Origin of the sequence: Streptomyces sp. NPDC004266, assembly GCF_042874095.1 — a bacterium.
Lineage (GTDB): Bacteria > Actinomycetota > Actinomycetes > Streptomycetales > Streptomycetaceae > Streptomyces.
Genome location: NZ_JBIAMM010000012.1, coordinates 69042 through 86302 on the forward strand (window position 1 = coordinate 69042; position 17261 = coordinate 86302).

Below are 17261 nucleotides of genomic sequence, written 5' to 3' on the forward strand. Positions count from 1 at the left end.
GTGAGGGGACGGAGGGGTCAGCGGGTGGCGCGGGCGGCGGATTCGATGACGCGGGTGACGACACCGGGCCGGGAGACGGCGACGGAGTGCGAGGCGGCGACCTCGGTGATGCGTGCGCCGGCCCGTTCGGCCATGAAGCGCTGCGCGGCGGGCGGGATGTTCAGGTCCCGGGTGGTGACGACGGCCCAGCTGGGGATGGCCTTCCAGGCCGCCACGGTGGCCTTCTCCTCCAGTGCGGCCTGGGCGATGGGGCGCTGGCCGGCGGCGGCGAGGGCGGCCTCGTCGCGCGGGACGTCCGCGGCGAACTGGTGGCGGAACTCGTCCTGCCGGATGTAGAGGTCGGTGCCCCGGGTGCCGTCGGGGTCGGTGACGGGGACCGGGTCGAGGGCGCCGGGGAGGGTGGAACCGGGGTACTTGCCGGTCAGCTCCAGCGCGGTCTCACCGGGGGCGGGGAGGAACGCCGCCACATAGACGAGGGCCTTGACGTCGGTACGGTCGGCGGCGGCCTCGCTGATCACGGAACCGCCGTACGAGTGGCCGACGAGGACCTTCGGCCCCTTGACGTGGTCGAGCAGGCCGCGCAGGGCGGCGGCGTCGCCGTGGGGGCCGCGCAGCGGGTTGGCGGCGGCCACGACGGGGTAACCGTCGGCGCGCAGCCTCGAAATGACGCCGCTCCAGCTGGAGGAGTCCGCGAACGCGCCGTGCTCCAGGACGACGGTGGGCCTGGGCCCGTACGCGCCGCCCTCGCCGGCGATGGCGGCGACCTCGACAGGAGCGTCGGCGCCGGCGGTGCCGGTCGGGGCGAAGGCCCCGAACGCGGCCGCCGCGAGGACTGCGGCTGCGACTCCGGTCATCGTCCGCCGCTCGCCTGCGCCCTTGAGGTTCATCACGACACGTCCTTTCGACAGTGGGCCGGCGCGCGCGTGATGCGCCATCACCGGTTTGGACGGTGACTAACCTGCCAGTCACGCCATCACCGGTCAAGCCAGTGATTCAGATCGAGACATGCAAGCTTCTTGGGGTTAATAACCCTTCTAGGAGGTGATACGTTCACGGAAAGGAAGTGACTTGTCCATCCGGTCACTCGCCGAGGGCTCGGCCCACACATCACGCAAGGCCATCCCCTGCACGGACGCGTGGACGGGGGCGCGGAGAAGAGTGAGAGCGTGAGCCGGCCCCGGTCCGACCGCCCCTGCGCCGGGCAGGGAGCGCGCCACAGCGCACGGAGGGTTTCACATGATCGACAGGCGTACCTTCAGCAAGCTCCTGGGGCTCGGTACGGGAACGGCCGCCGCTTCGCTGACCGGTCTCCAGGGCGCGGCGAACGCCGCCCCGGACAACGGCGGCGAAGCACCCGCGGTCCCGACGACCGCTCCGGGCGCGCACGTCTCCTTCCCCGTGCTCAAGCAGGTCAAGGCCGGTCTGCTGGACGTCGGTCACGCCGAACTGGGCCCCGCCCACGGGCCCGCGGTGATCTGCCTGCACGGCTGGCCCTACGACATCCACAGCTACGTCGACGTCGCCCCCTTGCTGGCCGACCAGGGCTACCGTGTGATCGTGCCCTACCTCCGCGGCCACGGCACGACGCGTTTCCTCTCCTCCCGGACGTTCCGCAACGCCCAGCAGTCGGCGATCGCGCTGGACGTCATCGCCCTCATGGACGCCCTGAGGATCCACAAGGCCGTGATCGCCGGCTTCGACTGGGGGTCGCGGACGGGCGGCATCCTCGCGGCCCTCTGGCCGGAGCGGGTCAAGGCACTGGTCTCGGTCAGCGGCTACCTCATCACCGACCGCGCCATGCAACGGGAGCCGATCTCACCGGCCGCCGAGCACACATGGTGGTACCAGTACTACTTCGCCACCGAGCGCGGCAAGAAGGCCATGGAGCGCGAAGACCTCCGCCACGACCTGACCCGGCTCGTCTGGGACCTGGTCTCCCCGACCTGGAACTTCGACGACGCCACCTTCGAGCGCACCGCGGCGGCCTTCCGGAACCCGGACTACGCCGCGATCGTCATCCACAACTACCGCTGGCGGCTGGGCCTCGCCGAGGGCGAGCGCCGCTACGACCGCTACGAGGACCTGCTCGCCACGGCCCCGGTCATCGGGGTGCCCGCCCTCACCATCGACCCCCTGCTCGACCCCTTCACCGCCCCGCCCGGTGACGGCTCCTCCTACCGCGGCAAGTTCACCGGCCCGTACGAGCACCGCGCGCTGTCCGTCGGGCACAACGTGCCACAGGAGGCACCGGCGGCGTTCGCCCAGGCCGTCGTCGACGTGGACCACTTCTAGTGGATCGCGTCGAGCGGGCGGCTCGGCCGGGACTACGGGGTGCGCAGCAATCCCGGCTCGGCATCCGACGGGCGAGTGCGGTTCGAGCACGACGGCTGCGAGAGCTTCGCCGGTCGAGCCGACGGCTCGTTCGGGTAGTGGCCGGTCAGGCGCCGTCGGCGCGGCCCACGACCCTGCGGAGGTGTTCGTCGGCAGCGTGCTTGTTCCGCCGGGTGACGCAGCGGCGGATCACGCTGCCCCGGGCCTTGTGGCGGGCGTGGTCGGTGCCGTCGAGGGCGAAGTAGCGCGGGGCGGTCTTGGTCTCCCGGCGCTCGGGCAGGAGGAACGTCCGGAGCGGGCCGCCCTTGTACTGGGGCAGAGCGACTCGAAGCCACCGGCATGCCCTGCGCGGTGGCGTTCGGGGACGGGCACCATGAGGTGTTCTCGCCTGTCATGCGACGGATGGTGGGCCCCCGGCAGGGGCGAGGTGCCGTGTCCGGCGTGCGGACGGATGGTGCCGCCGGCTGCGTGGGAGCGGGCGGGAGACGGGCTTGCCTTCGCGTACACGGATCGCGTCGGCGTTCCATTTCGCGCGGTGCAGCAGGTGCTGCATGCCGTCCGGAGTGGCGTCGCCCGCATGCTCGGCAAGGGGCCGGCCGTTCCTCCGCGGCAGGGCCGACAGCAAGCAGGTGATCAACTGCCTTACCCGGCGGCGGGTTCCACCCAAGCGAACCGACGGACCATCCGGCTCATCGGACCTTCGAATGCCTCCTGCCAGTGGGCAGGAACTGCCCTGACGTCCGAGGCCGCCCCGTGATCATCGGTTGTCCACGGCGGCCTCACTCGCTCGGGCGCCACCGAAACCAGTAGTCGAGTCCCTCGACCCGGTAGCGAGCGCCGTCGACGAACCGCAGCTCGCCCACGAGCCGACGCGTGTCGTCCGGCGCCCGGCGGTGCGGCGCCAGCAGCACTTCCAGCTCGTCGTACCGGGGGTCGATCCCGCCGTGGCCCGGATGGCTCTCCGGTCCGGCCTCGTCGGCCTCACGACGCTCGTTCCACCTGGCGAAGATCGCCCATTGCTCACGTTCCAGCTCCACCGCGGCCTCGCTCGCGGGCCAGACCCGGTACTCATCGGCTTCGTCGGCGTGGTCGTAGTCGTGGCTCTCGAAGTAGTGGGGCTTCCCGTCGATGTCAGCAAGGCCGGCGCGCGGTCCGTCGTACCACTCCGACTCGGTGTGCGCACGCTCGAAGCCGTCCGCGATCAACTGCTCTTCGGTCCAGGTCTCAGCCACGCGGGCAGGCCACCGGCGAGCGGCCTCCGCATCCATGGTCACGATCTACGCCGAACCGGCCGGCTCGGATGGTGACGGCCGGGTGCGTCGCTCGGCGGCGTCGAACGCGGGCACGAGCGGGGCCAGTGCCGCGCGGAGCTGGTCGGGCAGTGAGCCGGAGGGCACGACGAGTCCTCCGGCGCCGAAACCCTCGGCGGCCTCCGCGTTCCCGGTCGGCCGGAGCCAGCCTTCGAGCGCGATGCGAACCGCCGCGGCCACGCTTGCCGCAAGGACTCGGGCCGTGTGCGCTCCGGTGTCACCCAGGCGTTCGGCGATCACCGCCGTGAGCGGGGGCTCGATGTCGGCGGTGGCGGCGAGGAACGCGTCGCGCAGCGCGGTCCGGGTGGTGATGAGCAGCAGCGCCTGCTGTTCGCGCTCGCCGGTGTTCGTGTACTGCTCGACCACTGCTTCGGTGACGGCGTCGGCCAGGTGCACTTCCGCGGGCCGGGCCCCGACCGCCGCCGCGATCCGCGCCTCCCGGTCCGCGGTGACAGCGGAGACGATCGCCTGCTCGCGGCCGGCGAAGTAGTTGTTGTAGGTGCGCGGCGAAACCCCGGCCGCCTCGGCGATGTCCTCGACCCGTACCTGGTCGGGTCCGCGCTCCACGGCCAGGCGCAGGGCCGCCTCGCGCAGCGCCTCGCGCGTGGCCTGCTTCTTCCGCTCCCGGAGCCCTGGCAGTGGTGTCGTCACGGTGCTCAGCGTTCCACACAGGAATGCGTGAACGCAAATTTTCTTTCACGCAAACTTGCGTGCACGCACTTTTCCTGTCAGCCTCGATCCGCCCGAGACCGCCCGAGACCGACAGAGGGGACCTCACCGTGCGAGCAAGAGGAATGACCTACGACACCGGGTTCGTCGTGCACGGCCAGACGTCCCGCGAGCACTTCGACCCCGCGGTGGTCCGGCGTGAACTCGCCATCATCCGGGACGACCTGCACTGCGACGCGGTCCAGATCATCGGCGGTGACCCGGACCGACTGGAGCTGGCCGCCGGCGCCGCCGCCGGGCTCGGCCTGGAGGTCTGGTTCTCGCCGTATCCGCTGGAGCTGGACCCGGAGCAGATCCTCGTGCTCTTCCGCGACTGCGCCGAACGAGCGGAACGGCTCCGGCGGCAGGGGGCCACCGTCGTGTTCGTCGCAGGGGTCGAGCTGAGCGTGATGAACCGCGGGTTCCTGCCCGGAGAGAGCCCCGAGGAGCGGGTCGAGCAGCTGATGAGCCGACCCGAGCGGCGGGCCGAAGGGATGCGCGAGCTCGGCGTGCGCATCAACGCGTTCCTCCGCGAGGCCGCGGCCACGGTCCGCGAGCGCTTCCAGGGCAAGCTCACCTACGCGGCCATCCAGTTCGAACAGGTCGACTGGACCCCCTTCGACGTGGTGACGTTCGAGCTGATCCGCTCCGCCGAGGTCGCCGACCGGTTCCGGGACGCGGTGCGCGCCCTGGCTCAAGGCCCGAAGCCGCTCGCCGTCACCGGATTCGGCACCGCGGCCTACCGCGGCGCGGGCGACCGCGGCGGACGGGTGCTGGAGGTGGTCGAGCACGACCCGGAGACCAAGGTCCCCGTACGGCTGAACGGCGTGTACGAACGTGACGAGGCCGGCCAGGCCGCGTACCTGAGCGAACTCCTGGAGATCTTCGACAGCGAAGGCGTGGACAGCGCGTTCGTGTTCCTGTTCGCCCTGCCCGGCTACCCGCACCGCCCGGACGGCGACCCCCGGGACGACCTGGACCGGGCCGGCCTGGGCATCGTCAAACTCCTCGAAGGACGCCGGGGGCGGACCTACCCCGACATGGAATGGGAACCCAAGGCCGCCTTCGCGGCAGTGGCGCAGCGGTATCGGAGGTGACCGGCCCGGCACACGGTGACCACGGCCCGCATCGGAAGCCCCCGGGGTCTCCGCGGGACGGGCAGGCGGTGTGGAGGTGTACTGGCACGGACTCCGCGACCGCGCGTGCCGGGCATCCTGGTCTCGGTCGCACGGCGGCCGGCCTTCCTCCGTGGCCGAGGGGCGTTCCGGCAGTTCAGTATCGAAGCGGGTGCACGCACCGGAAGCTGTCGGCTGCGGCCGGGTCGCCGTGGCCCTTGTAGCGGGACACCTTCGGGTAGGCGCACAGATCGCGGGTGACCTGCTCGCCGGAGGAGTTCGTGAGCGTGGCGGTCAGGACGTCGGGCGCCTTGCCCTGCTCGACCCAGGCCCGCAGGGCTCCGAGGTCGTCGGTCTGCCCGGTCAGCGCGCAGTGGGCCGTGCCCGGCGCGAGGAAGAGGCGGTAGAAGTCGTCGACCCGCTCGGCGCCGCCCGCCTTCCGCTCGACCTGCTGGCGGTAGGTCACCGTGCCCTGGGTGGGAATGAGCTGGTCCTGCCGGCCGTGCCAGGTCAGGAGCTTGCCGCCGGACCTGCGGAAGGCGGACAGGTCCGGGCTGTCGGTGCCGATGACCTCGTCGTACTCGGCCCTGGACCGCCGGAACAGCTCGGCGAACTGGCTGTAGGTGATCGTCGAGACGTCGAACGAGGGCTGCTTCTTCACCCAGGACGCGACCCAGGCGGACGGGACGGGGAACGGAACGCCCTTGAGGTCGCCGTTCGCGTCCGGCAGGGTGCCCGCCAGGTACGGGAACTTCAGGTCGGCGCCGATCGGGACGCCGGCCCACAGCTTCTCGCCCGAGGCGGTGCGCGGGCCGTCCCAGATCTTGCGGACCACGGCCGCGTCGGCCGCCGTGACGGTCAGCTCCCTGCCCTCGCACACGACCGTGGTGCCGATGAGCCGGCGGGGGTCGAAGTCGCAGCGGGCCGGGTTCTCGACGAGGCCGTCCTCGACGCCGTCGAGGGGGTCGCAGGCCTTGACCGCGGCGGTGTTGAAGGCGTCGAACTCGCACCCGCTGGGGTAGGTCTTCTCGTTGTTCATCACCACCTGCGGCCATAGCGTGGCGACCTCGAACTCGTCCCAGTTGATGGCCGGGGCGTTGGCGAGGATGCCGTCGTAGTCGTCGGGGTGGCGCTGGGCTTCCGCGTAGCCCTGGCGGCCGCCGGTGGAACAGCCGTTGAAGTACGCGTAGGAGGCCGCCCTCCCGTAGTAGTCGCCGATGACCTGTTTGGCGACGACGGCCGTCTCGTGCTCGGACCGGGAGGCGAAGTTCGTCAGGAGCGTGGTGTCGACCCGGCCCCCGGCGTCCAGGGCCCAGCTGGTGTCGAGGTAGGTCTTGACGCCGGCGTCGGTGGTGGCCGCGGCGTAGCCGTTCTTGACGGCGCCCGCGAGGGCGGTGCCGTAGTCGCCTGCGGCGAAGGCGCTTCCGCCGACCGTCTGCAGGCGGCCGTTCCAGTTGTCCTGGGGCAGCCAGATCTTCACCTGGGCGTGGTCGCCCTCACCCGGGTGGGTCAGCGTGACCGTCAGATCGCAGTGGGCCGGGACGTCGGTGATCCGCGCGGCGGGGAGGGGCGGGACCTCCGGCACGTCGACGGTCCCGGCCGGACGGGCGACCGCCACGACGTTCTCCACCTCGGTGCCCGCGGGAGCCCGCACGGTGACGGTCGAGCAGCTGAGCGGCTGGGCGGCGGAGCTCTCGGTGCCCGCCCAGGCGGTCGGCAGGTACACCGCCGCGGCCAGCGGCACCCCTGCCGCGACGGCGGCCAGAAGTCGTCGCCTCATGTTTCCTCCATCAGAAGTAAGTAACCGCTCGAAGCGGTTCCTCTTGCGTCGGATTTTTCGTGCAGCGCGCTCCGGGAGAGACTGACATGAGCGTTCGTCACCGGTCAAGAAGGTTACTTGGGAGAGGGACGCTGATGACCGAGGCGAGCAACGAGGTCGTACGACAGGTCGTGCGACATCTGCCGGGCCCTCTGCACGGCCGCTCCGGCGTGGGTAGCATGCGCAGCGTCATCCATGCGCTAGGGAGTGAACGGTTGTGACCAGCCAACCCGCCTCCACGCTCCGAACGCGGCTCGTCGATCAGGCCGCGTCGGATCTGAAGGAGAACCGTCGGCGCCAGCAGGAGCTGGCCGAGAAGCTCAGGATGCTGAAGCAGGAGGAAGCCCTCCTCGTCGACATCCTCAAACTCGCCGAACGGTACGAGAGCTTGGCGGAACCTTCGCCCTCGCCCGAGCAGGCCTCTTCGCCTTCGCCCGAGCAGGCCTCGGCAGAGCCCGTGCCCACCGGGACCAGGTCGCGCAAGGCATCCGCCTCGTCCTCCACCGGCACTCCTGCGCGGCGGACGGCGCGGACGGGGAAGCCCGCGGGGGCGGCCGCGAAGGGGAAGTCGCGGCAGCCTCTGCTCGGAGACCTCCTGATGTCCCTGCTCGCCGGTGACGACGGGCCGCGCCTCGCGAAGGAACTGCGGGGCGAACTGCTGGAGAAGCACCCGGACCGCAGCCCCACCCCGCAGGTCGTGCGCAACACCCTGGAGTCGCTCGTGGCCAAGGGGCACGTCCGGCGTCACAGACAACAGCGGTCCGTGATGTACACCCTCGAAGAATCCGGCCGCCACGCACTCGCGGCTCGGTGAGCCGGCTCCGCGGCGAACGGCTGGAGTCGCCGCCCGGCTCCCTCCGCGGCCGGCTCGTCCTTCACCCCCCCGTCCGGTGCGTGCGGCGGCGACGGCCGGTTCCAGACGGCGTCGGACCGGCTGACGATCCGTCGGAGCTGCCGGGCGTTCCCAGCCGACATGGCCCGCATCACGGTGTCGAGGAGAGCTCGGGCCTCGAAGGGATCGCCGCAGCAGTACCCGTGCACGTCGCCCCACTCGTCGTCGTGCCACAACTGGCGTTCCGGGCGGTGGACGTACTCCTTCCACAGGCGCATGGCCGCACCGACGTCGCCTGGCCGCAGGTAGTTGCGTGTGTGTTCGAGACGGAAGATCTCGGACGACGCACCCGAGGACAGACCGTCGATGCCCGGCCCTGCTGCTGATGTCCGGTGCCGGGTCGCGCCTGCCCGGACGTGCCCTGGCCGTCTACGCGGCATGGTCCCTTCGGTGGGTCGTCATGCCGTCCATCGTGCCACGATCTCGAACGGTGCCGAAGATCGGACGTTGCCATGCGGGCGCCCGCACGCCTCGCCGTCCCCGCCGCGGACGTCGCCCTGGTCCGTGCGGCGCGGCGCTGACATGGCACCGGAAGCCGGCGCGGGCGCCCTTCCGTCTGCGGTTCACCGGTCGGGCGGAGGCGCGCTGCCGGCACCGGTCGGCCGAACGGCAGCGGCGGAGTCCGGAGCGGGCGGCGTCCGTCGGCGGGCGGCGCGCCTCCGACCTACGGCGGCCCCTCAGCCCTTGAGGGCGAAGAAGCGCATCGGCGAGTTCGGCTCGAAGCCGATGCGCGGGTACACGGGCGCCCCGGCGACGGTCGCGTGCAGGGTGGCGCGGGTCAGACCGGTGGCGCGGGCTCCCTCGTACAGCGCCTTCCTCGTCACCGCCTCGCCGTAACCGCGGCGCTCCCACCGCGGGTCGGTGGCGACGAGCACGACGAAGAGCCGACCCTCCGCCTCCACCGTCGCGGCGCAGGTCACCGGGACGCCGTCGCGCACGCCCAGGTAGGCGTGCACCCGGTCCTTCCACAGCGCGGAGCCGGCGAGGCCGTCCCGGCCGTCCTCCAGGGGGAAGCCGTACGCGCGGGAGTTGAGGTCCGCGTACGCCTGAAGCTGTTCGTCGGTCGTCACCCGCACGAACGTCAGGTCCGGATGGACCGGCTCCGGCAGGGGCGGCAGGTCCCCGGCCATGCCCGTACCGGGAAAGGCGTGCACGAGGCCCGCCCGCTCGGCCGCCGCGTCCAGCCCCGCACGCGCGTCGGCCTCGATCAGGTCCTCGAAGACCCACAGGAAGCCCGGCCGCCTCTTCGCGCGCATGATCTCCGCCGCTTCGTGCAGACGCCGTTCCAGAAGCCCGGCGTCGACGCCGACCTCGGTCAGGGTGACGCAGTTCCAGAAGGCGAACCGGCAGTCGGCCCAGCGGACGGCGATGCCCGGAAGGTCGCGGACGTCCGCCTCCTCGTCCCGGTCGAGCACCATCTCCCGCCAGACCGAGGCCAGTTGTTCCATCGATTCGACAGAGTCCCCGAGAACGGTCACTGGAATCCCTCACTTCGTCGAGATGTACGAGACGTACGAGATGTACGCGCGGATCGCACGGCTTCGGGGTCTCCTTCCCTCCTGGAGCGCCCGTCAGTCGGTGACGAGGCGAGTGGGGGAAGCCGGCGGGGTCGGCGTACGCCTCCTCGCCGGAGGGATCGACGGGCCCGTGCCTTCCGGCCGGCGCCGCGCCCCTCGGCGTCTCTGGTGCTGGACAGCATCACGGTCATCCACCGTCCGAGGTCTACGGTGGCTCTCCTGTCGGTCGCCGAGTCCGGCCGTCTCACGCGATGAAAGGTGTTACAGGGCAATGATCGCCGCATATCAGGGTGAACCGGGTTCCAATTCGGCGGCAGCCACGCAACACCTGTTCCCCGGCATCACGGAGCTGCCCTGCACCGGCTTCGAGCAGGCCCTGGACGCCGTGACGCTCGGCACCGCCGACCTGGCGGTGATTCCGGTGGACAACTCCGCCGCAGGCCGGGTCGCGGACGTGCACCACCTGCTGCCGGAGTCGGGGCTCTTCGTGACCGGCGAGCACTTCCTCGCCATCCGCTTCGACCTGATGGGCGTCCCCGGAGCCACGCTGGACGACATCGAGTGCGTACGCAGCCACGTGCACGCGCTGGGGCAGTGCCGGAAGGTGCTGCGGGAGGGCGGCTGGCGCACGCTCGTCAGTGACGACACGGCGGGGGCCGCCCGCGAGGTGGCGGAGCTCGGCGACGTACGCCACGCGGCGCTGGCCCCGCCCGCCGCGGCCCGGCACTACGGCCTGGAGGTCCTCCGTCCGGAGGTCGAGGACGATCCGGACAATACGACGCGGTTCGTCGTGCTCTCCCGCGAGCCCGCGTTCGCGCCCGTCGGCGAGGGGCCGACCATGACGAGCCTGTTCTTCGCCGTACGGAACATCCCGAGCGCCCTCTACAAGGCCCTGGGCGGCTTCGCCAGCAGCGCGGTCAACCTCACCAAGATCGAGAGCTACCAGAGGGGCGCCGGTCTCAGCCCGAGCCGGTTCTACGTCGAGATCGAGGGACACCCGGACGAGCCGCAGGTGGCGCTGGCCCTGCACGAGCTGCGCTTCTTCTCCACCGAGGTGCGCGTCCTCGGCGTGTATCCGGCGCATCCGCACCGCCGCAGCGGCGTGACGACCGCCTGACGGTCGGGGCGGGACCGTCGGGCGCGATCGCCCTCGGGACGACGACGGGGCGGGGTGGCGCTCCCGGGCGCGGGCCACGAGCCGGGCTCCTCCCCCGGGGTGCCTCCCCGCCCCGTCGACCGGGTCAGGCCTCTTCCCGCCGGGGCAGTCGCCAGCCGGGGCGCGGGAAGTGGCAGGTGTACCCGTCCGGGTAGCGCTGCAGGTAGTCCTGGTGCTCGGGCTCGGCCTCCCAGAACGGTCCCGCCGCGGTGACCTCGGTGACCACGGGCCCCGGCCACAGCCCCGAGGCGTCGACGTCGGCGATGGTGTCCTCGGCCACGCGCCGCTGCTCGTCGTCCAGGTAGAACACGGCGGAGCGGTAGCTGTCCCCGATGTCGTTGCCCTGTCGGTTCTTCGTGCTCGGGTCGTGGATCTGGAAGAAGAACTCCAGCAGGGTCCGGTAGTCGGTCACCGTCCCGTCGAAGACGATCTCGACGGCCTCCGCGTGCCCCTCGTGACGGCGGTACGTGGGGTGGGCCAGGTCGCCGCCGCTGTATCCCACCCGCGTCGTCAGCACACCCGGCTGCGCGCGGATGAGCTCCTGCACGCCCCAGAAGCAGCCGCCCGCCAGTACGGCCCTTTCCTCGCTGCCGGCCATCGCCCGTCACCGTCCTCTTCGCCTGTCGCGTCGCCTCGGACCGGCCTCGCGGGCCGGCCGGTCGGCCTGGAGCGTGTCGTATCACCGAAGGATGGACACGCTCCAGACTGACACAGAACTTCATCACCGGTCAAACAGGTGACACAGGGGAGGCGCTGCCGGATCCGGGCCGGTGCGGTCAGGTCTGGGCGGCCTGTCGGCGCGCCCGGTAGTTGGCGGCCTTGACCCTGTTGCCGCAGGTTTTCATCGCACACCATTCCCGGCGATGGCCCCGCGAGCGGTCGAGGTAGACCTGCGTGCACTCCGGCCGGGCACACTCCCTCAGCAGGGCGGCTTCGTCCCCGCCCAGGAGCCGGACCGCCTCGCGGGCCAGCGTCGCCAGCCCCTGCGCGACCGACCCCGTCCGCATGACCCCGTCGGGCCCCAGCCGCAGCGTCACCGGCAGGCCCGAGGCGTGCAGGTTCACCTCCGCGACCGCCTCCGCGGGCAGCGGCCGCGCATCGAGGCGAGCGGCCACCAGGTCGTAGATCGCCTCGCGCAACTGCACGGCGATCACCACGTCCGCCTCGTTCGCCCCGGGCGTCAGATCCACCATCCCCGACTCCACGAACCAGTCGTCCAGGAGTCCGGGCGTGGCCAGCTTCTCCAGGGGCGCGACATTGCGGCGCGCCCGCAGGGTGCCGACGAAGTCCAGGCAGGGCGTCCCACAGGGAAATGCATGATTCACGTAACCATACTGAAAGGTGACAGCGCGCATTGCAAGCCCCGGCCGACCGGCCGCGGAGGCCACCCCCTCGGGCGGCGGCAGCGCCTTCCGGTCACGGCTGCGGGACGTGCCCGGCGCGCCACGCGGGTGACGCCCCGCCGAGCGCGCTCCGGTGCGCGTCGCGCGGAAGTTCCTCCGCCTTCGCCTGAGCGGCTCGGCGCGGGCCGGCGCCGCGGCTGAACCAGCCGCTGAACGCCCGTGCCCCCGCCGCGGAGTCGGCCTTCGCCAGCACCGTCTCGGCCGCCGCGCGCCAGGTCGCCGGATCGGCGCGGGGCGGCGGCACGAACGGGCCGCGCTCCGGGGCGTCGGCGGCCGCACCGAAGAAGTCGCCGCCCTTGCGCTTGACGTCGTCCGTGCCCCAGGACCGGCCGCTGCCGCGGGCGGGGACCTTCTGGAGGTGGGGAATGTGCTTGGCGCAGTGGATGTACGCCTCGTCGACGGCGATCTCGACCCACACCAGGGCCCGCCGGCCGGGCACCGGGTCGACGGCGAGCGCGGCGTCGGGGTGGGCCCGGCGCATCTCGTCGTCGGCGACGACCCTGGCCCGGCCGTTGACGTGGAGGCCGATGCGGTCGCGGAGGAAGTCCACCATCAGGACGCCGACGTGCGGGTTCTCCTCGATGTTGCCGAGGCTGGCGTGGACGCCGTTGCCCCGGTACTCGGGGTAGGCGAGCGTCGTGTCGTCGAGGACGTGGAGGAAACCGGGCGGGCCGGCGCGGAAGGTGCTGTCGCAGGCTCCGTGGCGGTCGGCGGTGGCCAGGAAGAACATCTCCTGCCGGGCCGTGAAATCGCGCATCCGGGGGTTCAGCCGGTCGAGGACCTGTTCGGCGTAGAACCGGTCGGCGCGTTCGGTGGTGCCCAGGCGCCACTGGACGAGGTGTTCGCCGTCGCTGCCCGGGCGGGTGGTGCGCAGGGGTGCCGTCCGCCGCCCGGTCTGCTCGGAGGTGCTCGGGTCCTGCTGGAAAGTGCTCACGTCGTTGCCCCGGCCAGTTCCTCTAGGGAGTCGTGTCGTATGCGGTGGGTGGGGATGCCGACGCCCACCAGGGCCTCGACACCGCGGCGGATCATTCCGGGCGGCCCGGACAGATAGGCGTCGTGCGTGTGCCACGGGCCGTGTTCGCGGATGGCGTCGGGCAGACCGCCGGAGGGCAGGCCGCCGATGCCGTCGTCCAGGACCGGTCGGACCGAGAGCCAGGGGTGCGACTGCCGGAGCCGGAGCATCGTCTCGATGTCGTACAGGCCGTGGTTCTCACGGGCGCCGTAGAAGACGTCGACGGTACGGCGCCGGCCGTGCCGGGCGACGTCCTCCACGAGGGCCTTGATGGGCGCGATGCCGGTGCCGCCTCCGAGGCACAGCAGCCCGTTGTCGGTGCTGTGGTCCACGGTCATGGAGCCGGCGGGGGGACCGAGGCGGATGACGTCGCCGGGACGGGCGCGGTGCACGAGGGCGTTGGAGACCCAGCCCGCCGGGACGGCCTTGACGTGGAAGGACAGCAGGCCGTCGGAGCGGGGCGCGGAGGCGAAGGAGTAGTGCCGCCAGACGCGCGGCCACCACGGGGTCTCCAGGGTGGTGTACTGCCCGGCGAGGAAGGGGTACGGCTGGTCGGGCCGGACCGTGACGACCGCGATGTCCGGGGTCCGCATCTCGTGGCCGACCACCTCCGCCTGCCACCAGGCGGGGGAACGGAGTTCGTCCTCGGTCGCCGCGTCGATCATGATCTGCGAGATCGTGGTGTAGGCGGCCACCCACGCGGCCTCGGTCCTCGGCCCCCAGACGGCGGAGGCGTACCGGGTGAGGGCGCCGATCAGGGCCTCGCCGACGGCCGGGTAGTGCTCGGGGCGGGTGCCGTACTTCCGGTGCCCGCGGCCGAGGTGGGTGAGGTACGTGGTCAGGGTGGCGGGGTCGTCCGCGTGGGTCGCGGCGGTGAGCAGCGCCTTGAAGAGGCGGTCCCGTTGGGTGTTCATCGCCGCGGGGAAGAGCTCCCGCAGGTCGGGGTGGTGGAGGAAGAGAAGGGCGTAGAAGTACGAGGTGACCTGGTCGGCGATCGGCTCGATCTCGGCCATGGTGCGGCGCAGGAGGGCCGCGTCCGACTCGCCCGACGGGCCGGCCCCGGCCGCGCCGGGCGGCGTGGCCGATCCCTGGCCCCTGGGGGAGCCGTGAGGCCCCCGGGGTCCCTGGGGTGTGTAGGACGCAGAGGGCGCGTGAGGGGCCTGAGGTGCCCGACGCGCGTGAGGGACCTGGGGGGCTCGCGGTGGCTGAGGGGCCTGGGGTGTTTGGGGGGCTCGCGGCGCCTCAGGGACCTGGGGCGCTTGGGGGGCCTGCGGGGCCCGCGGTGCCTGGGGGGCCCGCGGGGCCGAAAACTCGTCAGGTGCCTGAGCCGGCCCTCGTGTGAACCAACCCCCGCCTTCGCCTGCTCCGCCGGACGACGGAGTGGTCGGAGTTCCCATCGGTGCGCCTCGCCTCGAATTGCCTCGCCTTCATGCCCACCCGTACGAGGGCGGCCTGACCATACATCGGCCGTATGAAGGAGCGTGATGTTCGCGGTGGAGCACCCCGTGAACGCGTTCGCCCAGCTCAGAGAAGGGTTACCGATGAGTTCGAAGGATGCGCATGCATGTTCGGCGAGGCGTGGGCGGCGAATCCCCGACGGAAAAGTCACGCGACCACCAGAAGTCCTCCATAATCTTCCGGAGAATTCCTCCAGGTCCTCGGGCGTCGGACCGGGTCGCGGAGGCGGGTCAGGCGGGCGCGGTGTCCGCCGAGGACGGTGGGCCCGACTCCTGCTCACTACCGGGACGTTCGCGGGTCGGGCCATGGAAGGCCGACACACTGATCCTCCGTCAAGGCTGGCTGTCCCGCCCATGTCGACGTCAGCGAGCAGGACCGCATGATTCACGCCACACCGGTGGCACGAGCCGCGACCGCCACGGTGCCCCCCGTCCTCTCCCCCACGGAAGGCATCAGCCATGGGACAGCCGTATCCCCCGTTCCGCACCGCGAAGGGCCGCCGCGTCATCGGCGGCATCCGCCGGTGGCTCGCCGTCACCGCGGGCGGCCTCGCCCTGACGGGCGGTCTGGTGGCCGCCGGCCCGCAGGCGTCCGCCGCAGGCCTGACCCAGGTCACCGGCTTCGGCTCCAACCCCGGCAACCTCTCCATGCACACGTACGCGCCGGACGGCCTCGCCCCGGGCGCACCGCTCGTCGTCGCCCTGCACGGCTGCACGCAGAGCGCGAGCGACTACTACGCCCACTCCGGCTGGCCGAAGTTCGCCGACCAGTACGGGTTCGCCCTCGTCTTCCCCCAGACGAGCAGCGCGAACAACTCCAACTCCTGCTTCAACTGGTTCGATTCGGGCGACAGCACGCGCGGCAAGGGCGAGGCCCTGTCCATCAGGCAGATGGTCGACACCGCCGTCGCGCGCTACGGCAGCGACGCGCGACGGGTGTACATCACCGGTCTGTCGGCGGGCGCCGGCATGACCGCGAACATGCTCGCCGCCTACCCCGACGTCTTCGCCGGCGGCTCCATCGGCTCCGGACTTTCCGCACACTGCGCGACGAGCGTGTCCGCCGCGTACACCTGCATGTACAGCCCGCCGAACAAGACGCCCGCCCAGTGGGGCGACCTCGTGCGCTCCGCCGCGCCCGCCGGCACCGCCTCCTGGCCCCGCGTGGCGATCTGGCAGGGCACCTCCGACACCACGGTCGTACCGGCCAACGCCACCGAGCTGCGCGACCAGTGGACGAACGTGTGGGGCATCGGCCAGACGCCCTCCCGCACCGAGGGCCTCTCCGGCGGCACCACCCTGAGCGAGTACGACGACGCCTCCGGCAAGCCCGTCGTACGGGTCTACTCGATCTCCGGCATGGCCCACGGCCTGGCGGTCGACCCGGGCAGCGGCCCGGACCAGTGCGGCACCGCCGGGACCTACTACCTCGACACCATCTGCTCCAGCTACCACACCGCCCGTTTCTGGGGGCTCGACGGTGGCGGCGACGGAGGGGAGACGCCGGGCACCCTGCCCGCGCCCGCAGGACTGACGGTCGGCGGCACCACCGACACCTCCGTCTCGCTGAGCTGGAACGCGGTCCCCGGAGCGGCGTCCTACGAGGTCTACCGCGGCGGCGCGAAGGCGGGCACCACGACGTCGACCTCCTACACCGACACGGTCCTGGCCGTCGGCACCACGTACGCGTACACGGTGGCCGCCGTCGACGCGGCCGGGGCGGCGGGGGCGGCCTCCTCGTCGGTGACCGCGACCACCACCGGCTCCACGCCCCTCTGCCACACGGCGAACAACTACCAGCACACCGCCGCCGGCCGCGCCTACCAGAGCGGCGGCCAGACCTACGCCACGGGCTCCGGCCAGGCCATGGGCCTGTACAACACCTTCGTCACGCACACCCTGAAGCAGACCGCGCCCGGCTATTACGTCGTCGCGGACGCCGGCTGCTAGTACCGGCGGTCCGGGGTCCACGGACAGCCGTCTGCGGTGAGGTGGGCGTCCGGCTTCCGATTCTCGTATGGGTGTGGGTGACATGCGTGGCGGTCCGGGTAAGCGCAGCATTGCCGGGGACCTGGAATCCCTCACGAAGGAAGTGTTCCCATGCCCAGAGGAAGCAGCTCCAAGCGCGAGCGCCAGTACGAGCACGTCAAGGAGTCCGGCGAGAAGCGGGGCATGTCCGAGGGCCGTGCCCAGGAGATGGCCTCCCGCACCGTGAACAAGGAGCGGGCGCGGTCGGGCGAGAGCACGTCGGCCGGCCGCGGTTCGACCTCGGGCAAGTCCGCCTCGCGGCGCGGTGGCGAGAGGTCCGGGGGCGGCGGCTCGTCCGAGCGCACCAAGGACGACCTGTACCAGGAGGCGAAGAAGCGCGGCATCGAAGGCCGCTCCACCATGACCAAGCAGCAGCTCAAGAACGCCCTCGGCCACTGAGGACGGGCACGGGGCGTCACGGCCCTCGGCCGTGACGCCCCGGTCCGGTAACCGCTGTCCCAGCGGCGGGGAGAGGGTCGTGGGGCAGGGCGCAAGCAGAACGGCAGCGAAACG

Annotated in this window: 15 protein-coding genes; 6 read left to right on the forward strand and 9 right to left on the reverse strand. The window is 71.8% G+C overall.

The genetic code is table 11. The annotated features are described in order from the left end of the window. Positions 1–17 precede the first annotated feature (17 nt). Positions 18–887: an alpha/beta fold hydrolase gene (locus tag ACFYUZ_RS26705; RefSeq protein WP_389313309.1), complete on the reverse strand. Its 870-nt coding sequence runs from the start codon at positions 885–887 to the stop codon at positions 18–20. A gap of 349 nt (positions 888–1236) precedes the next feature. On the opposite strand from ACFYUZ_RS26705, the gene ACFYUZ_RS26710 reads away from it, so the two are divergent. Beyond that, positions 1237–2292: an alpha/beta fold hydrolase gene (locus ACFYUZ_RS26710; RefSeq protein ID WP_389313311.1), complete on the forward strand. Its 1056-nt coding sequence runs from the start codon at positions 1237–1239 to the stop codon at positions 2290–2292. Between the two features lie 818 nt (positions 2293–3110). On the opposite strand, the gene ACFYUZ_RS26715 is transcribed toward ACFYUZ_RS26710, so the two are convergent. Together ACFYUZ_RS26715 and ACFYUZ_RS26720 are read right to left on the reverse strand one after the other, a co-directional pair. Further along, positions 3111–3563 (reverse strand): hypothetical protein, encoded by a 453-nt coding sequence (locus ACFYUZ_RS26715; protein WP_389313313.1) that lies wholly within the window; start codon positions 3561–3563, stop codon positions 3111–3113. 45 nt (positions 3564–3608) lie between these two features. Then, the gene (locus tag ACFYUZ_RS26720) at positions 3609–4292 is read right to left on the reverse strand and encodes a TetR/AcrR family transcriptional regulator (RefSeq protein ID WP_389313315.1); all 684 of its coding nucleotides are present in this window, start codon (positions 4290–4292) and stop codon (positions 3609–3611) included. A 143-nt stretch (positions 4293–4435) separates the two neighbouring features. On the opposite strand from ACFYUZ_RS26720, the gene ACFYUZ_RS26725 reads away from it, so the two are divergent. Next, positions 4436–5446 (forward strand): hypothetical protein, encoded by a 1011-nt coding sequence (locus ACFYUZ_RS26725; RefSeq protein ID WP_389313317.1) that lies wholly within the window; start codon positions 4436–4438, stop codon positions 5444–5446. A gap of 175 nt (positions 5447–5621) precedes the next feature. Here ACFYUZ_RS26725 and ACFYUZ_RS26730 read toward each other — a convergent pair whose 3' ends face one another. Then, positions 5622–7244, reverse strand: a complete 1623-nt coding sequence (locus ACFYUZ_RS26730; RefSeq protein WP_389313319.1) for a DUF6351 family protein — start codon at positions 7242–7244, stop codon at positions 5622–5624. Positions 7245–7500: 256 nt separating this feature from the next. Here ACFYUZ_RS26730 and ACFYUZ_RS26735 point away from each other — a divergent pair, with 256 nt between their 5' ends. Further along, complete coding sequence (locus ACFYUZ_RS26735) at positions 7501–8097, forward strand: hypothetical protein (RefSeq protein ID WP_389313321.1); 597 nt, start codon at positions 7501–7503, stop codon at positions 8095–8097. Between the two features lie 755 nt (positions 8098–8852). Here the strand turns inward: ACFYUZ_RS26735 and ACFYUZ_RS26740 are convergent. Then, positions 8853–9623: a GNAT family N-acetyltransferase gene (locus ACFYUZ_RS26740; RefSeq protein WP_389313322.1), complete on the reverse strand. Its 771-nt coding sequence runs from the start codon at positions 9621–9623 to the stop codon at positions 8853–8855. Between the two features lie 340 nt (positions 9624–9963). On the opposite strand from ACFYUZ_RS26740, the gene ACFYUZ_RS26745 reads away from it, so the two are divergent. Further along, the gene (locus tag ACFYUZ_RS26745; protein ID WP_389313324.1) at positions 9964–10809 is read left to right on the forward strand and encodes a prephenate dehydratase; all 846 of its coding nucleotides are present in this window, start codon (positions 9964–9966) and stop codon (positions 10807–10809) included. 124 nt (positions 10810–10933) lie between these two features. Here the strand turns inward: ACFYUZ_RS26745 and msrA are convergent, their stop codons facing one another. From msrA to ACFYUZ_RS26765, 4 genes are all read right to left on the reverse strand, one after another. Next, positions 10934–11446 carry a peptide-methionine (S)-S-oxide reductase MsrA gene (msrA, locus tag ACFYUZ_RS26750; protein ID WP_389313326.1) on the reverse strand — a complete coding sequence of 171 codons (513 nt, stop codon included), beginning with the start codon at positions 11444–11446 and terminating at the stop codon, positions 10934–10936. A gap of 178 nt (positions 11447–11624) precedes the next feature. Next, positions 11625–12173, reverse strand: a complete 549-nt coding sequence (locus tag ACFYUZ_RS26755) for a CGNR zinc finger domain-containing protein (RefSeq protein WP_389313328.1) — start codon at positions 12171–12173, stop codon at positions 11625–11627. A gap of 91 nt (positions 12174–12264) precedes the next feature. After that, positions 12265–13185: a pyridoxamine 5'-phosphate oxidase family protein gene (locus ACFYUZ_RS26760; protein ID WP_389313330.1), complete on the reverse strand. Its 921-nt coding sequence runs from the start codon at positions 13183–13185 to the stop codon at positions 12265–12267. After that, positions 13182–14660, reverse strand: a complete 1479-nt coding sequence (locus tag ACFYUZ_RS26765) for a globin domain-containing protein (protein WP_389313332.1) — start codon at positions 14658–14660, stop codon at positions 13182–13184. Before ACFYUZ_RS26765 ends, ACFYUZ_RS26760 begins: the two co-directional genes overlap by 4 nt. A gap of 519 nt (positions 14661–15179) precedes the next feature. Here ACFYUZ_RS26765 and ACFYUZ_RS26770 point away from each other — a divergent pair. Next, entirely contained in the window at positions 15180–16670 is a 1491-nt protein-coding gene (locus ACFYUZ_RS26770; RefSeq protein ID WP_389313333.1) for an alpha/beta hydrolase family esterase, read from the forward strand. Positions 16671–16820: 150 nt separating this feature from the next. Beyond that, entirely contained in the window at positions 16821–17147 is a 327-nt protein-coding gene (locus ACFYUZ_RS26775; protein WP_389313335.1) for a plasmid stabilization protein, read from the forward strand. Positions 17148–17261 lie beyond the last annotated feature (114 nt).